Source organism: Streptomyces sp. NPDC030838, assembly GCF_055572035.1.
In genome coordinates, this window is record NZ_JBVIED010000012.1 from 68,530 (window position 1) to 84,214 (window position 15,685).

13 protein-coding genes and 1 pseudogene are annotated in these 15,685 nt (G+C 71.0%); 11 read left to right on the forward strand and 3 right to left on the reverse strand.

Annotation, left to right across the window (positions count from 1 at the left end; translation table 11 throughout):
* The first annotated feature begins 1 nt into the window (after nt 1).
* The 5 genes from ACZ42A_RS27445 to ACZ42A_RS27465 all read left to right on the forward strand — a co-directional run bounded on the left by ACZ42A_RS27445 (nt 2) and on the right by ACZ42A_RS27465 (nt 5,433).
* A complete protein-coding gene (locus ACZ42A_RS27445; protein WP_468529942.1) occupies nt 2–763 on the forward strand; it encodes a DUF3710 domain-containing protein in 762 nt (253 codons plus the stop codon).
* Between the two features lie 194 nt (nt 764–957).
* Complete coding sequence (locus ACZ42A_RS27450; protein ID WP_468529943.1) at nt 958–3,516, forward strand: DUF4118 domain-containing protein; 2,559 nt, start codon at nt 958–960, stop codon at nt 3,514–3,516.
* Nucleotides 3,510–4,226 (forward strand): response regulator, encoded by a 717-nt coding sequence (locus ACZ42A_RS27455; RefSeq protein ID WP_468529944.1) that lies wholly within the window; start codon nt 3,510–3,512, stop codon nt 4,224–4,226. The genes ACZ42A_RS27450 and ACZ42A_RS27455 overlap by 7 nt, the downstream gene beginning before the upstream one ends.
* A gap of 79 nt (nt 4,227–4,305) precedes the next feature.
* Nucleotides 4,306–4,704, forward strand: coding sequence for an OB-fold nucleic acid binding domain-containing protein (locus ACZ42A_RS27460; RefSeq protein ID WP_086741644.1), 399 nt, complete (start codon nt 4,306–4,308; stop codon nt 4,702–4,704).
* A gap of 3 nt (nt 4,705–4,707) precedes the next feature.
* Entirely contained in the window at nt 4,708–5,433 is a 726-nt protein-coding gene (locus ACZ42A_RS27465; RefSeq protein WP_468529945.1) for a DUF3159 domain-containing protein, read from the forward strand.
* Between the two features lie 126 nt (nt 5,434–5,559).
* Here the strand turns inward: ACZ42A_RS27465 and ACZ42A_RS27470 are convergent, their stop codons facing one another.
* On the reverse strand, nt 5,560–6,237 hold the full coding sequence (locus ACZ42A_RS27470; RefSeq protein WP_468529946.1) for a potassium channel family protein: 678 nt from the start codon (nt 6,235–6,237) through the stop codon (nt 5,560–5,562).
* Nucleotides 6,237–6,908, reverse strand: coding sequence for a potassium channel family protein (locus ACZ42A_RS27475; protein WP_468529947.1), 672 nt, complete (start codon nt 6,906–6,908; stop codon nt 6,237–6,239). The genes ACZ42A_RS27470 and ACZ42A_RS27475 overlap by 1 nt, the downstream gene beginning before the upstream one ends.
* Nucleotides 6,909–7,281: 373 nt before the next feature.
* Between ACZ42A_RS27475 and ACZ42A_RS27480 the strand changes: the two genes are divergently transcribed.
* Both ACZ42A_RS27480 and ACZ42A_RS27485 read left to right on the forward strand, forming a co-directional pair.
* Entirely contained in the window at nt 7,282–9,339 is a 2,058-nt protein-coding gene (locus ACZ42A_RS27480) for an APC family permease (protein WP_468529948.1), read from the forward strand.
* Nucleotides 9,340–9,435: 96 nt separating this feature from the next.
* A complete protein-coding gene (locus ACZ42A_RS27485; RefSeq protein WP_468529949.1) occupies nt 9,436–10,776 on the forward strand; it encodes a class I SAM-dependent RNA methyltransferase in 1,341 nt (446 codons plus the stop codon).
* Between the two features lie 728 nt (nt 10,777–11,504).
* Here ACZ42A_RS27485 and ACZ42A_RS27490 read toward each other — a convergent pair.
* Nucleotides 11,505–12,212 (reverse strand): helix-turn-helix transcriptional regulator, encoded by a 708-nt coding sequence (locus tag ACZ42A_RS27490; RefSeq protein ID WP_468530100.1) that lies wholly within the window; start codon nt 12,210–12,212, stop codon nt 11,505–11,507.
* Between the two features lie 85 nt (nt 12,213–12,297).
* On the opposite strand from ACZ42A_RS27490, the gene ACZ42A_RS27495 reads away from it, so the two are divergent.
* From ACZ42A_RS27495 to ACZ42A_RS27510, 4 genes and pseudogenes are all read left to right on the forward strand, one after another.
* Nucleotides 12,298–12,735, forward strand: coding sequence for a hypothetical protein (locus tag ACZ42A_RS27495; RefSeq protein WP_468529950.1), 438 nt, complete (start codon nt 12,298–12,300; stop codon nt 12,733–12,735).
* 154 nt (nt 12,736–12,889) lie between these two features.
* Complete coding sequence (locus ACZ42A_RS27500) at nt 12,890–14,749, forward strand: glycoside hydrolase family 15 protein (RefSeq protein WP_468529951.1); 1,860 nt, start codon at nt 12,890–12,892, stop codon at nt 14,747–14,749.
* Nucleotides 14,746–15,228 (forward strand): hypothetical protein, encoded by a 483-nt coding sequence (locus ACZ42A_RS27505; RefSeq protein ID WP_468529952.1) that lies wholly within the window; start codon nt 14,746–14,748, stop codon nt 15,226–15,228. Before ACZ42A_RS27500 ends, ACZ42A_RS27505 begins: the two co-directional genes overlap by 4 nt.
* Nucleotides 15,229–15,356: 128 nt before the next feature.
* A pseudogene (locus tag ACZ42A_RS27510) lies at nt 15,357–15,557 on the forward strand (ABC transporter); the annotation flags it as partial.
* Nucleotides 15,558–15,685 lie beyond the last annotated feature (128 nt).

A 15,685-nucleotide genomic window follows, 5' to 3' on the forward strand; every position in this document is an offset into this window, starting at 1 on the left:
CGTGTTCGGACGTCGCAAGAAGAAGGGTGCCGCCGAGGACGCGGCCGGCGAGGCCGAGCAGGTCGTCGACAGCGTCGAGACCAAGTCGGACGAGGGACCGCGGGAGCGGGTACGGCTGGAGCCGGAACCCCGGCCCGACGGCCCCTGGGACAGCAGTGAGGTCCGGGACCCGGCCGAGGGCCGGGTGGACCTGGGTGGTCTGTTCGTGCCGGGCGTCGACGGCATGGAGCTGCGGGTCGAGGTCGCGGGCGACGCGATCGTCGCGGCGACCGTCGTGCTGCGCGACAGCGCCATCCAGCTGCAGGCCTTCGCGGCTCCCAAGCGTGAGGGCATCTGGGGCGAGGTGCGCGAGGAGATCGCGGCCGGCATCACCCAGCAGGGCGGCATCGTCGACGAGGTCGAGGGTCCGCTGGGCTGGGAGCTGCGCGCCCAGGTGCCGGTGCAGCTGCCGGACGGCACCGGCGGCTTCCAGGTCGTGCGGTTCGTGGGTGTGGACGGTCCCCGCTGGTTCCTGCGCGGTGTGATCTCCGGCCAGGGCGCGGTCCAGCCGCAGGCGGCCGGGCTGCTGGAGCAGATCTTCCGTGACACGGTCGTGGTCCGCGGCGAGGGCCCGATGGCGCCCCGCGACCCGATCGTCCTGAAGCTCCCGAACGACGCGCAGATGGTCCCCGAGGGCGTCCAGCAGGAGGACCAGAGCAGCTCCCGCTTCTCCGGCGGCATGGGGCAGCTCCAGCGGGGCCCGGAGATCACCGAGGTCCGCTGAGGCCGGACGCGAGAGCGCGAGAGGGGCCGTATCCCGCGAGGGTACGGCCCTTTGCCGTGCGCACCGCGGCGCGTGCCCACGCGTCAGGGTTGCGTCAAAGAGTGGGCCGAGGATCGCACCCGGGGCGCTTTGTGGGGATTGTCGGCCGTAAGGTCGACGCTGCGTGGTGGAAGTGACCGGAAGACGATGAGGGCATGGCGCGCGGCAGGCTTCGGATCTATCTCGGTGCGGCACCGGGTGTCGGCAAGACGTACGCGATGCTGGCCGAGGCGCACCGCCGCGTGGAGCGGGGTACGGACTGCGTGGTGGCCTTCGTGGAGTGTCACGGGCGGCCGCGCACCGAGGTGATGCTGCACGGGCTGGAGCAGATCCCGCGGCGGGAGCTGGAGTACCGCGGCGGCGTGTTCGGCGAGATGGACCTGGACGCGGTGCTGGCCCGCCGTCCGCGGGTGGCCCTGGTGGACGAGCTGGCGCACACGAATGTGCCGGGCTCGCGCAACGCCAAGCGGTGGCAGGACGTGGAGGAGCTGCTGGCGGCCGGCATCGACGTGGTCTCCACCGTCAACATCCAGCACCTGGAGTCACTGGGCGACGTCGTCGAGTCGATCACCGGGGTACGGCAGCAGGAGACGGTGCCGGATGAGGTGGTGCGGCGGGCGGACCAGATCGAGCTGGTCGACATGTCGCCCGAGGCGCTGCGCCGGCGGATGGCGCACGGGAACATCTACCAGCCGGACAAGGTCGACGCCGCGCTGTCGAACTACTTCCGCCCGGGCAACCTCACCGCCCTGCGCGAGCTGGCGCTGCTGTGGGTGGCGGACCGGGTCGACGCCTACCTGAAGCAGTACCGCAGCGAGCACCACGTGTCGGCGATCTGGGGCTCCCGGGAGCGGATCGTGGTCGGGCTGACCGGCGGTCCGGAGGGGCGGACCTTGATCCGGCGGGCGGCCCGGCTGGCGGAGAAGGGGGCCGGCGGCGAGGTCCTCGCCGTCTACATAGCGCGCAGCGATGGCCTGACCGCGGCCTCGCCGAAGGAACTGGCGGTGCAGCGAACCCTGGTCGAGGACCTGGGCGGAACGTTCCACCACGTGGTCGGCGACGACATACCGGCGGCGCTGCTGGAGTTCGCGCGCGGCGTGAACGCCACCCAGATCGTGCTGGGCTCGTCGCGGCGCAGGGGCTGGCAGTACGTCTTCGGACCCGGCGTCGGCGCGACGGTCGCCCGGGACTCCGGCCCCGACCTCGACGTGCACATCGTCACCCACGAGGAGGTGGCCAGGGGGCGCGGGCTGCCGGTGCCGCGCGGGGCGCGACTCGGGCGGGCCCGGATCGTCTGGGGCTGGCTGGTCGGGCTGGCCGGTCCGGCGCTGCTGGCGCTGCTGCTGAACGCCGTCCACCTCGGCCTCGCCAACGACATGCTGCTGTTCCTGGCGGTGACGGTGGCGGCGGCGCTGCTCGGCGGGCTCTACCCGGCGCTTGTCTCGGCGGCCTTCGGCTCGTTCCTGCTGAACTACTTCTACACCCCGCCGCTGCACCGGCTGACCATCAGCGACCCGAAGAACATCGTCGCGCTCGTGATCTTCGTCGGCGTCGCGGTGTCCGTGGCCTCGGTGGTCGATCTCGCGGCCCGGCGCACCCACCAGGCGGCCCGGCTGCGCGCCGAGTCCGAGATCCTGTCCTTCCTCGCCGGCAACGTGCTGCGCGGCGAGACCAGCCTGGAGGCGCTGCTGGAACGGGTCCGCGAGACCTTCGGCATGGAGTCCGCCGTGCTCCTCGAGCGCAAGAGCGATGTCGACCCGTGGACCTGCGTCGGCCGGGTCGGCCCCGGCGGACCCGTGGGCCGGCCGGAGGACGCCGATGTGGACATGCCGGTCGGCGACCACATGGCGCTCGCGCTGACCGGCCGGGTGCTGCCCGCCGAGGACCGGCGGGTGCTGGCCGCGTTCGCCGCCCAGGCCGCCGTCGTCCTGGACCGCAGACGGCTCCAGGAGGAGGCCGACCGGGCCCGCGGGCTCGCCGAGGGCAACCGCATCCGCACCGCGCTGCTGGCCGCCGTGAGCCACGATCTGCGGACCCCGCTGGCCGGCATCAAGGCGGCCGTGTCCTCGTTGCGGTCCGACGACGTCGAATGGTCCGAGGAGGACCGCGCGGAGCTGCTGGCGGGCATCGAGGAGGGCGCCGACCGGCTCGACCACCTGGTCGGCAACCTCCTGGACATGTCCCGGCTGCAGACCGGCACGGTCACGCCGATCATCCGCGACACCGACCTCGACGAGGTGGTCCCGATGGCACTGGGCGGCGTCCCCGAGGGCAGCGTGGAGCTGGACATCCCGGAGACGCTGCCCATCGTCGCCGTCGACGCCGGCCTGCTGGAGCGGTCGGTGGCGAACCTGGTCGAGAACGCCGTGAAGTACAGCCCGGACGGTACGCCCGTGCTGGTCTCGGCGAGCGCCATCGCCGACCGCGTCGAGCTGCGGATCGTCGACCGCGGGCCCGGGGTGCCCGACGAGGCCAAGGAGCGGATCTTCGCCCCCTTCCAGCGCCACGGCGACGCCCCGCGCGGTGCCGGGGTCGGGCTCGGCCTCGCGGTCGCCCGCGGCTTCGCCGAGGCCATGGGCGGCACTCTCCACGCCGAGGACACCCCCGGCGGCGGCCTCACCATGGTCCTCGCCCTCCGCGCGGCAGGCACGCGCCCCGGGCCGCCCCCCGCCGCCGAACCCCCCGCAGAACCGGAAAGGCAGGTCTCATGGTGAGCCCAGCAGGGGCGGCACCCCGGACGCCCACGAGGGTGCTCGTGGTCGACGACGAGCCGCAGATCGTGCGCGCGCTCGTGATCAACCTCAAGGCGCGCAAGTACGAGGTCGACGCGGCCCACGACGGGGCCGGCGCCCTGGAACTCGCCGCCGCGCGCCACCCCGACGTGGTCCTGCTCGACCTCGGGCTGCCCGACATGGACGGCGTCGACGTGATCAGGGGGCTGCGCGGCTGGACCCGGGTGCCGGTCATCGTGCTGTCCGCGCGGCACACCTCCGACGAGAAGGTCGAGGCCCTGGACGCGGGCGCCGACGACTACGTCACCAAGCCGTTCGGCATGGACGAGCTGCTGGCCCGGCTGCGCGCCGCCGTCCGCCGGGCCGAGCCCGTCGGGGCCGGCGAGGGCGACGCGGTGGTGGAGACCGAGGCGTTCACCGTCGACCTGGCCGCCAAGAAGGTCAACCGCGACGGGAAGGACGTACGGCTCACCCCCACCGAATGGCATCTGCTGGAGGTGCTGGTGCGCAACAGCGGCCGGCTGGTCGGCCAGAAGCAGTTGCTCCAGGAGGTGTGGGGGCCGTCCTACGGCACGGAGACCAACTATCTGCGGGTGTACATGGCGCAGCTGCGGCGGAAACTGGAGGCGGACCCGTCCCGCCCGAGGCACTTCGTCACCGAGCCCGGGATGGGATACCGGTTCGAGAAGTGAGCGAAGTGACCGGCGGCCGGGGCTCCGAGAAACGAGCAGGGGCTACGACTGTGTCGGTGGGCCCCGGTACGCTGCAAGCATGAGTGCTGTTCCTCGTTCCGAAAAGCCGGTGGGCCGGTTCCGGCGCATGCTCGACCGGCTCTCCTCGTCGCAGGAGGACCTGGAGTCCGAGGAGCTGCGGGAAGACGCCGCCACTGCCGGCTGCACGCGCATAGGTGACTGCCACGACCGGCAGATCGTCACCGTTACTGGTACCTTGCGCACGGTCACCCTGCGCCCGCGCGCGGGAGTCCCGGCCCTGGAGGCCGAACTGTTCGACGGCTCCGCCGCGCTGGACGTGGTGTGGCTCGGCAGGCGGTCCATCACGGGCATTGAACCGGGGCGCAAGCTGATCGCGTCGGGCCGGGTCTCGATGAGCCGGGGCCGACGGGTGCTGTTCAATCCGAAGTACGAACTGAGACCCCTCGGACGGGAGTAGCCGGTGACGTCGCTCGACAAGCCGACCGAAGACGCCCCTAAGGATTCGAGGGCGGTGACGGAGGCCGCGCTCTTCGAGGCGTTCGGCGGTGTGCGGGGCACGGTCGAGACAGTGCTCCCCGGACTGCTCTTCGTCACGATCTACACCATCAACAAGGACCTGCACCTCTCGGCGATCGCCGCGCTGGGTGTGTCCCTGTTGCTGGTGGTGGTGCGCCTGGTCATGCGGGACACCGTCAAGCACGCGTTCAGCGGTGTGTTCGGCGTGGCCTTCGGTGTCGTCTTCGCGATGATGACCGGCAACGCCAAGGACTTCTATCTGCCCGGCATGCTCTACACGCTGGGCCTCGCGCTGGCGTACATCATCACGGCGATGGCCGGTGTGCCGCTGATCGGGCTGATCCTCGGGCCGGTGTTCAAGGAGAACCTCTCCTGGCGCACCCGCAACCCCGGGCGCAAGAAGGCGTACACCAAGGCCAGCTGGGCGTGGGGGCTCATCCTGCTCGCCAAGTGCGCGATCCTCTTCCCGCTGTACTGGTGGGCCGACACCACCCAGCTCGGCTGGGTGCTGGTCACGCTGAAGATCCCGCCCTTCCTGCTGGCCGTGTGGCTGACCTGGGTCTTCCTGGCGAAGGCGCCGCCGCCGATCGATGTCTTCGCCGAGATGGAGGCGGAAGAGGCTGCCGCCAAGGAGCGGGAGGCGGCGGGGAAGTCGGCCTCCGCCGAGTAGGCGCCCGGCGCCGAGCGGTGACCAGCGCCGAGAGAGGGCGCCCGGAGATCTCCGGGCGCCCTCTCTCGGCGTATCGCCTGCGTACTCGGCGGACGGCCTACGGCCTCGTCGTATCGCCTACGGCCGTCAGCCCGCCGCGTCCTCCCGGCGCACCGACAGCAGGTCCTCCAGCTGTTCCTCGCGCGCCTGCGCGGCGACGAAGAGCAGCTCGTCGCCCGCCTCCAGGGAGTCCTCCTGGGTGGGGGTGAGGACGCGGGTGCCGCGGATGATGGTGACCAGCGAGGTGTCCTCGGGCCACTCCACGTCGCCGACCTGGGTGCCGGCCAGGGCCGACTCCTCCGGCAGGGTCAGCTCGACGAGGTTGGCGTCGCCGTGGCTGAAGCGCAGCAGCCGGACCAGGTCGCCGACGCTCACCGCCTCCTCGACCAGGGCCGACATCAGGCGCGGCGTGGAGACGGCGACGTCCACGCCCCAGGCCTCGTTGAAGAGCCACTCGTTCTTGGGGTTGTTCACCCGGGCGACGACGCGCGGAACGCCGTACTCCGTCTTCGCCAGCAGGGAGACGACCAGGTTCACCTTGTCGTCGCCCGTGGCGGCGATGACGACGTTGCAGCGCTGCAGCGCCGCCTCGTCCAGGGACGTGATCTCACAGGCGTCGGCGAGCAGCCACTCCGCCTGTGGCACACGCTCGACCGAGATCGCGGTCGGCGCCTTGTCGATCAGCAGGACCTCGTGGCCGTTCTCCAGCAGCTCGCCCGCGATCGAGCGGCCCACCGCGCCGGCACCGGCAATGGCGACCCTCATCAGTGACCGCCCTCCTTCTCGGGACCCTCGGCGAACGCCGCCTCGACCTTCTCGACCTCGTCCGAGCGCATCATCACGTGCACCAGGTCACCCTCCTGCAACACCGTCTGCGAGGTGGGCAGGATGGCTTCGCCGAGCCGGGTCAGGAACGCCACCCGGACGCCCGTCTCCTCCTGAAGCTTGCTGATCTTGTGACCGACCCAGGCGGTGGAGGCGTGCACCTCGGCCAGCTGGACGCCGCCCGTGGGGTCGCGCCACAGCGGCTCCGAGCCGGACGGCAGCAGCCGGCGCAGCATCTGGTCCGCCGTCCAGCGGACCGTGGCCACGGTCGGGATGCCCAGGCGCTGGTAGACCTCGGCGCGCCGGGGGTCGTAGATGCGGGCCGCGACGTTCTCCACTCCGAACATCTCGCGGGCCACCCGCGCGGCGATGATGTTGGAGTTGTCGCCGCTGGAGACGGCGGCGAAGGCGCCGGCCTCTTCGATGCCCGCCTCGCGCAGGGTGTCCTGGTCGAAGCCGACCCCGGTGACCCGGCGGCCGCCGAACGAGGAGCCCAGGCGTCGGAAGGCGGTGGGGTCCTGGTCGATCACGGCGACCGTGTGCCCCTGTTGCTCCAAGGTCTGGGCGAGAGCGGAACCCACTCTGCCGCAGCCCATGATGACGATGTGCACGACCGTCCTTCCGATGTCAAGAGTTGCTGACCTGGCTTTAACAGGGTCTCAGACCGCCGACCAAGCTACACACGCGCGGTCCGTGGACGGCACCCCCGTGCACGGTTCGCGTCGAGGTCAGCGGCGGCTGATGCTCCAGACGCTCACAATGGTGAGGATTCCGAGGCCGACGAGTGCGGCCGTGGCGCCGATCAGCTCTGCGGCGGTGGGCATGGGTCCTCCGGAAGGGCGGCGACAAGGTGTTTTGTCATATAGGCATGGTGGGCGCCGAGGGTTGTGGCACACGCGGCGAGCCCCCGCCGATTTCACTCGGGGGGCAGATCGAGGGTGGCAGGTGGGCGGCCCCCTGTTCGAAGGCTTACGATCCTCTGTTGTGTCCAAACTGACCGACGTGCCCAAACGGATCCTGATCGGGCGCGCTCTGCGCAGCGACCGGCTGGGTGAAACGCTCCTGCCCAAGCGCATCGCACTCCCCGTCTTCGCCTCCGACCCGCTGTCCTCCGTGGCGTACGCGCCCGGGGAGGTACTGCTGGTCCTGTCCATCGCGGGTGTGTCGGCCTACCACTTCAGCCCGTGGATCGCGCTCGCGGTCGTCGTCCTGATGTTCACCGTCGTCGCGTCCTACCGGCAGAACGTGCACGCCTACCCCAGCGGTGGCGGCGACTACGAGGTGGCGACCACCAACCTCGGCCCCAAGGCCGGCCTCACCGTCGCCAGCGCCCTGCTCGTCGACTACGTCCTCACCGTCGCCGTCTCCATCTCCTCCGGCATCGAGAACCTCGGCTCCGCGATCCCCTTCGTCGTCGAGCACAAGGTGTTCTGCGCGATGGCCGTGATCCTGCTGCTGACGCTGATGAACCTGCGCGGCGTGAAGGAGTCCGGCTCGCTCTTCGCGATTCCGACGTACGTCTTCGTCGCGGGCGTCTTCATCATGATCGCGTGGGGTGCGTTCCGCGGACTGGTGCTGGACGAGACCATGCGGGCGCCGACGGCCGGATACGAGATCAAGCCGGAGCACGAGGGCCTGGCCGGTTTCGCCCTGGTCTTCCTGCTGCTGCGCGCCTTCTCCTCCGGCTGTGCCGCCCTCACCGGCGTCGAGGCGATCTCCAACGGCGTCCCGGCCTTCCGCAAGCCCAAGTCGAAGAACGCGGCGTCCACGCTGGCGCTGATGGGCCTGCTGGCCGTCACCATGTTCTGCGGAATCATCGGCCTGGCCATGATCTCCAAGGTCCGTATGGCCGAGAACCCGGCGCACGACCTGCTCGACAACGGCGTCCCGGTCGGCCCGGACTACGTCCAGCACCCGGTGATCTCCCAGGTCGCCGAGGCCGTCTTCGGCTCCGGCAGCTTCCTGTTCCTCGTGCTGGCCGCGGCCACCGCGCTGGTGCTGTTCCTGGCCGCGAACACCGCCTACAACGGCTTCCCGGTCCTCGGCTCGATCCTCGCGCAGGACCGCTACCTGCCCCGCCAGCTGCACACCCGCGGCGACCGGCTCGCCTTCTCCAACGGCATCGTGCTGCTGGCCGGCGCGGCGGCGCTGCTGGTGTGGATCTACGAGGCCGACTCCACCCGCCTGATCCAGCTGTACATCGTCGGCGTCTTCGTCTCCTTCACGCTCAGCCAGACCGGCATGGTCCGCCACTGGAACCGCCACCTGGCCACCGAGACGGACTCCGCCAAGCGCCGCCACATGATCCGCTCCCGCGCGATCAACGCCTTCGGCGCCTTCTTCACCTTCACGGTGCTGGTCGTCGTCCTCGTCACCAAGTTCAGCCACGGCGCCTGGGTCGCACTGCTCGGCATGGTCATCTTCTACGTGACGATGACCTCGATCCGCCGCCACTACGACCACGTCGCCAAGGAACTCGCCGCCCCCGAGGGCCCCAGCGACGACAGCGTCCGCCCGTCCCGCGTCCACTCGGTGGTCCTGGTCTCCAAGATCCACCGGCCCGCCCTGCGCGCCCTGGCCTACGCCAAGCTGCTGCGCTCGGACACCCTGGAGGCGCTGAGCGTCAACGTGGACCCGGCCGAGACCAAGGCGCTGCGCGACGAGTGGGAGCGGCGCGGGATCGACGTACCGCTGAAGGTGCTGGACTCGCCGTACCGCGAGATCACCCGGCCGGTCATCGAATACGTCAAGAGCCTGCGCCGGGAGTCGCCGCGGGACGCGGTGTCGGTGATCATTCCCGAGTACGTCGTCGGCCACTGGTACGAGCATCTGCTGCACAACCAGAGCGCGCTCCGGCTCAAGGGCCGGCTGCTGTTCACGCCCGGTGTGATGGTGACCTCGGTGCCGTACCAGCTCGCCTCCTCCGAGGTGGCGAAGAAGCGCGCCCGCAAGCGGCAGGAGTGGAACGCGCCGGGTGCGGTGCGGCGTGGCCCCGCCGGTTCCGCCGGGGAGCGGGCGAAGGAGACCGGCGTCCGGGAGTGACAGGGGTGGGGACGACGTAGACTGGTGGGCTGTTGTCCGGCCATGGACAGGCCGCCCAGGCCGCCGTCCCCCTTCCCGATCTGGAGTCACCCCGCCATGCAGGCAGAACCGAAGAACACGCAGGCGGGGTCGCTGGTCGGCGCGGAGTACGAGGTCGAGATCGGGCCCGTCGCGCACGGCGGCCACTGCATCGCCCGGACCGCCGAGGGCCAGGTGCTCTTCGTCCGGCACGCGCTCCCCGGCGAGCGGGTCGTGGCGCGGGTGACCGAGGGCGAGGAGGGCGCGCGCTTCCTGCGGGCCGACGCGGTCGAGATCCTCTCGGCGTCCAAGGACCGTATCGAGGCTCCCTGCCCCTTCGCCGGTCCCGGCCGCTGCGGCGGCTGCGACTGGCAGCACGCCAAGCCGGGCGCCCAGCGCCGGATGAAGGGCGAGGTCGTCGCCGAGCAGCTGCAGCGGCTCGCGGGCCTCACGCCCGAGGAGGCCGGCTGGGACGGCACGGTGATGCCGGCCGAGGGCGACAAGCTGCCCGCCGGCCAGGTGCCGCAGTGGCGGACCCGCGTCCAGTACGCCGTCGACTCCGAAGGCCACGCGGGACTGCGCAAGCACCGCTCGCACGAGGTGGAGCGCATCGACCACTGCATGATCGCCGCCGAGGGCGTCAGCGAGCTGGGCATCGAGAAGCGTGACTGGACCGGCATGGAGTCGGTGGAGGCGATCGCGGCGACCGGCTCCCAGGACCGCCAGGTCATCCTCACCCCGAAGCCGGGCGCCCGCCTGCCGATCGTCGAACTCGACCGCCCGGTCTCCGTGATGCGGGTCGGGGAGAAGGACGGCGGCGTCCACCGCGTCCACGGCCGCCCCTTCGTCCGCGAGCGCGCGGACGGCCGTACGTACCGGGTCGGCAGCGGAGGCTTCTGGCAGGTCCACCCGAAGGCGGCCGACACCCTGGTCACCGCCGTCATGCAGGGCCTGCTGCCCCGCAAGGGCGAGATGGCGCTGGACCTGTACTGCGGCGTCGGCCTCTTCGCCGGCGCCCTCGCCGACCGCCTCGGTGAACAGGGCGCGGTCCTCGGCATCGAGTCGGGCAAGCGCGCGGTGGAGGACGCCCGGCACAACCTCGCCGACTTCCCCCGCGTCCGGATCGAACAGGGCAAGGTCGAGTCGGTGCTCCCGCGCACGGGCATCACGGAGGTCGACCTCATCGTCCTCGACCCGCCCCGCGCGGGCGCCGGCCGCAAGACGGTGGCGCATCTGGCGTCGCTGGGGGCGCGGCGGATCGCGTATGTGGCGTGTGATCCGGCGGCGTTGGCGCGGGATATCGCGTACTTCCGGGATGGGGGGTATCGGGTGCGGACTCTGCGGGTGTTCGATCTTTTTCCGATGACGCATCATGTGGAGTGCGTGGCGATTTTGGAGCCCGTTACAAAGGGGCTCTGACCTGGAGTTCTCGCGGGTTTCCCAGGCGTGGCCGGATGTGCTCGACCTGTTTCCCGAAGTGCACGACGTGCACTGTAGTCGTGCTCGCGAACGGCCGTTGACTTGCTGTTCGCGCATGGTGCGATGCGTCCGCTTTCTGCATGCCCGCACGGCGCCAGGCGTCCTGACGCTCAGATGACGCCCGTCCTGATGTGCTGTCAGTTCAGCTCGGCGGGCGGGGCATGCCACTCGGTGGGGGGATGCCGCGGGCGTAGACGGCGAGTCCCTGGTCTGCGAGTTCGTCGATGTCGCGGGCGGGGCGGGCGTTGTCCAGGGCCCGGTGGCTGGCGAGGTTGTCGCCTTCGCGGTCGTGGACGGGCAGGACGGTGCCGACCAGCCGGGGGCCGGGGTGACAGGGCGGAGGGCGGCGGCCATCACGGCACCTGCATCAAGTGCCGGCTGTTGTGTGCGGCGCTTCCGCAGCCCGTAGCGGGTCGTTCCGCTCGGCTTGAACAACAGGCCGACCGCCGTCAGCAGGACCACGATCGCGGCCCCCGCGTCGGCCAGGTGTCCGACCGGCCGCATGTGCACCGGCAGGAGTGCCATGGCGTGCCCTGGCCGCCGCCGTGATCAGCAGCTTGGTGATCACCCAGTAGTGGCGGAACAAGCCCCCCACGCCGCCCCAGCGCCTGCAGCACGCCGGTGACCAGGGTGGCCGCATCCCTGCCTCCGGCGGGTGACGGCAGGTCTCAGGGGCGCCGCGCGACGCTCGCGGGTGGTGAGGAAGCCGGCTGCAGGCGGACGCAACAGTGGCCGGGGCTGGGTGCCAGGCACGCCTGGAGCGTCTGTTCGTCGAGTCCTTCCAGCATGCCGCGGAGCAGGTGGAGATTCATGCCACACACGGTCTCGGGGTGGTCGCGGGCGAGCGCGTGGAAGGGGCAGTTGCCCAGGACGATGGCCCCACCGTCGTAGCGTGGTTCGAACCCGTTGTCTTCCAGCAGCTCGAAGACACCCGCCGGCTTTTGTCCGGCGATCTGTGTGCCCAGCTCTTGGGCCTTTCGGTGCAGGACGGTCCGTACCGGTTCGCCGGTGGCCTCGGATTCCTCCATGGCCTGGGCGAGGAGCCGTCCGGCCAGTTCGTAGTGCCGCTCGGGCAGGCTGACGGTGATCTGCTTGGTGGAGCGCTTGTAGAGCTTGGCGGGCCGGCCGGCTCCCGGACCGGTGCGTCCGCTGCGCCGCTCGTAGACGACGTCGAGCAGTGATTCGTCGGCCAGGCGGTCCAGGTGGAAGGCCGCGGTCTTCCGGGCAAGGCCGAGAGTCTCGGCGGCTTCGTCGCGGCTGACCGGTCCCGGCTGGCGCACGACGTGGTCGTACAGCCTCCTGCGGGTCGGCTCGTCGAGCGCGGCGACGGCGGAGACGTCGGGGTGGGGTGCTTCTTTCGGGCGGTCCACGAACACCATTGTAAAACCCAAAGCCATTGACTAAAGAAGGTTTGCGCGCTTCTATTGTCAGTGAGAGTTGCCGATAGAAGGAGTGGGTGTCATGTCGTCCCCAACCACAACCTCCACACCCGCCGCCCCCCGGCGGGCCGCTCTCGCCGACCCCGGCTACCAGGCGTTCGTCATCCTGCGCACGGGGTTCACCGTGGCGCCGATCCTGTTCGGGCTGGACAAGTTCACGAACCTGCTCGTGGACTGGCCCGTCTACCTCGCGCCGTGGATCAACGACATCGTCCCGGGCAGCGCCCAGGCGGCCATGTACGCGGTCGGCGTCATCGAGATCGTCGCGGGCCTTGTCGTCGCCCTCGCTCCGCGCTTCGGGGGATGGCTGGTGGCCGGATGGCTGGCCGGCATCATCGTCAACCTGCTGACCATCCCCGGGCATTACGACATCGCGCTGCGCGACTTCGGGCTGCTGCTCGGCGCGGTGGCCCTGGCCCGGCTCGCTCAGCGCTACCACGGCAGGCGGCAGCCGCGCTGACAGCTCCCACGCGGGCACAGACGGCAACGAGGTGGGTGAGCGCCGGCGGGGCTCACCCACCTCACGCGTGCCCGACGCCTCGCCCCCGTGGCATACCGGCCGTAGGAGAACCGGCGCGCGGGCGGCACGCCGGGGTGGATGGGAAGGTGGTCTCATGGGAACCACCAGCGGTTCTCCGGCAAAGGCCACTGATCCGATCCCGTCGGCCGGGGACGTGCGCCTTGGTGGCTATGCTCCGCTGCGGGGGTACGCGGTGATCGGTGACGGCCGTACCGCCGCGCTGGTCGCCCGGGACGGGTCGGTGGACTGGCTGGGCCTGCCCGACCTGGACTCGCCGGCGGTGTTCGGCGCCGTGCTGGACGCCGCCCGCGGCGGCCGGTTCACGCTCGCACCGTCCCTGCCCTACCGGACCGAGCGCCGCTACCTGCCCGGCACCAACGTCCTGGAGACGACCTTCGTCACCGGCCGTGGAACGGTCCGGGTCATCGACGCGCTCACCTTGCATGACGACGTGACGCTCACACCGATGCGCGAGCTGCTGCGGCGTATCGACGGGCTGTCCGGATCCGTGCCGCTGCACTGGAGCGTCGAGCCCCGCTTCGCCTACGGCACCGCTCCGACGAGGCTTGCCCGGCGCGTGGGTTTCCCGGTGGCAACAGCCGGAAGGGACGCGCTGGCGGTCTGCGCCTGGGATGCCGGCGAACCCGCATGCCACAACAAGGCGATCAGCGGCAGCTTCGAAATCGGCCAGGGCCGACGCGCGCTGATCGCGATGCCGTTCGCCCATCAGGAGCCTCTCGTCCTGCCGGCCCGCTCCGAATGCGAGGGCCGCCTGGACGCCACGTGTGCGGCCTGGCGGAGCTGGGCGCACGACCGCCCGTACACCGGGCGGTGGCATCAGGCGGTGATGCGCAGCCTGCTGGCGCTGAAGCTGCTGGTCTACGCCCCTTCCGGTGCGGTCGCGGCGGCGGTGACGACCTCGCTGCCGGAGGAGATCGGCGGAGAACGCAACTGGGACTACCGCTTTTCCTGGGTGCGCGACTCCGCCTTCACTCTGGGCGTGTTCCTGCGGCTGGGCTGCCCGGCGGAGGCACAGGCCTACTTCTGGTGGCTGATGCACGCCTCCCAGCTCACCCACCCCGAGCTGAAGGTGCTGTACCGGCTGGACGGCGGGCACCGTGCCCCGGAGAAGACCCTGCCCTGGGACGGCTACCGCGGCTCGGGGCCGGTCCGCGTCGGCAACGCCGCCGTGGGCCAGGTTCAGCTGGACACCTATGGCGAGCTGATGCAGACGGCCTGGCAGTATGCGCTGGCGACCGGTCATCTCGACGCCGACGTTGCCCGCCGTCTCGCCGAGCTGGCCGACCTCGTCTGCACGGCCTGGCAGCAACCGGACGCGGGCATCTGGGAGGTCCGCAGCCCGCCCCGGCACTTCACCCAGTCCAAAATGATGTGTTGGGTGGCACTCGACCGCGCCGCCGACCTCGCCGAACGCGGCCTGATCCCCGACCGGCACCTCGAGCGCTGGCACGCCGCACGCGACGAGATCACAGAGTTCATCGAGTCCCGCTGCTTCTCACCCGGCCGCAACAGCTACGTACGCGCCGCCGACGCCGAGGACCTGGACGCCGCTGTCCTGCTGGGCCACCTCTACGGATACGGCGGCAGTGAACACCGGATGCGCGCCACGATCAGCACGCTGGACCGCCGCTTGCGGCACGGCCCCTACGTGGACCGGTACTCGGGGGAAGACGGCCTCGCCGGCGGCGAAGGAGCCTTCCTCGCCTGCTCCTTCTGGCTCGCCGAATCCCTCGGCCGCACCGGCCGCCTGCCGCAGGCCATCGAGTTGATGGACGAGCTGGTCGGCCTGGCCAACGACGTCGGCCTCTACAGCGAGGAGATCGCCCCCGCCACCGGCGACTTCCTGGGAAACCTGCCCCAGGGCCTCAGCCACCTGGCACTGATCAGCGCCGCCTGCGCCATCACCGCCGCGAGCAAGGACGCAGCACGGTGAACGCGTGGGGAACCGCCGCAGGGGCCTTCGTCGGCACCCTCGCACTGACAACCGCGCTGCGCGCCGCCAGCGAGCTGAGACTGACCCGCATGGATCTGCCGTTCCTCCTGGGCACAGCGGTGACCGCCAACCGCGCCCGCGCCAAGGCCATCGGCTACCTGATGCACTTCCTCAACGGGCAGATCTTCGCGTTCGTCTACTTCGCCGTCTTCACCTCCATCGGCGAGGCGGGCTGGTGGCTGGGTGCCCTGTTCGGGCTCGCCCACGGCCTGTTCGCCGGTACCGCACTGGTCAACCTCCTGCTGCCGCTCGTCCACCCACGCATGGGCAGCCCCCTGACCAGCGCCCCACACGTGGCGCTGCTGGAACCGCCCGGCTTCCTCATGCGCAATTACGGGCCCGGCACGCCGGTGGTCACCGTCCTCGCCCACATCGGCTACGGAGCGATCATCGGCGGATTCACGGATTCCGCAGCTTGATGCGGGAGGGGCCGGGGGGAGCAGGGTGCGTCCCCGGGACCGGGTCCCGTCGCAGCATGGCGGGCGTATCGTCCGATGTGCGGGGCGACCGCTGCGGTGCGGGGAGCCAGTTGGCGAGGCGCCAGGGGCAGATCATCGGCGGCGTCCGCTCGATCCTCTACTACGACGCCCAGGCCGACGCGGGTCTGACCCGGGGCTGGGTGATGATGGCCGTCGGCCTCGTGGCGGCCGCGCTGTTCGGCTTCGGCGTGACGGGCTGGTACGACCGCAGGGGGCTACACCGCATCCCCGGCGAGACGAAGCCCGGGAAGACCGCCGCCCTGGCGTAGCGGACCCGTGACCCACCCGAACGGGGCTGCGGTGCGCAGTGGCCCCGGTGTGCGTCGCCCTGCTGGACGGCAGGCGCGCACACCATCAGGGCTCGGCGACGGTACCTTTCCCGGCCTACCGCGGAAAC

What these genes read in the sequence shown, in the direction of transcription:
- ACZ42A_RS27450 (WP_468529943.1), top strand. Translation starts at nt 958, where the DNA reads ATGGCGCGCGGCAGGCTTCGGATCTATCTCGGTGCGGCACCGGGTGTC.
- ACZ42A_RS27455 (WP_468529944.1), top strand. Translation starts at nt 3,510, where the DNA reads ATGGTGAGCCCAGCAGGGGCGGCACCCCGGACGCCCACGAGGGTGCTC.
- ACZ42A_RS27460 (WP_086741644.1), top strand. Translation starts at nt 4,306, where the DNA reads ATGAGTGCTGTTCCTCGTTCCGAAAAGCCGGTGGGCCGGTTCCGGCGC.
- ACZ42A_RS27470 (WP_468529946.1), bottom strand. Translation starts at nt 6,237, where the DNA reads ATGAGGGTCGCCATTGCCGGTGCCGGCGCGGTGGGCCGCTCGATCGCG.
- ACZ42A_RS27485 (WP_468529949.1), top strand. Translation starts at nt 9,436, where the DNA reads ATGCAGGCAGAACCGAAGAACACGCAGGCGGGGTCGCTGGTCGGCGCG.
- ACZ42A_RS27495 (WP_468529950.1), top strand. Translation starts at nt 12,298, where the DNA reads ATGTCGTCCCCAACCACAACCTCCACACCCGCCGCCCCCCGGCGGGCC.
- ACZ42A_RS27500 (WP_468529951.1), top strand. Translation starts at nt 12,890, where the DNA reads ATGGGAACCACCAGCGGTTCTCCGGCAAAGGCCACTGATCCGATCCCG.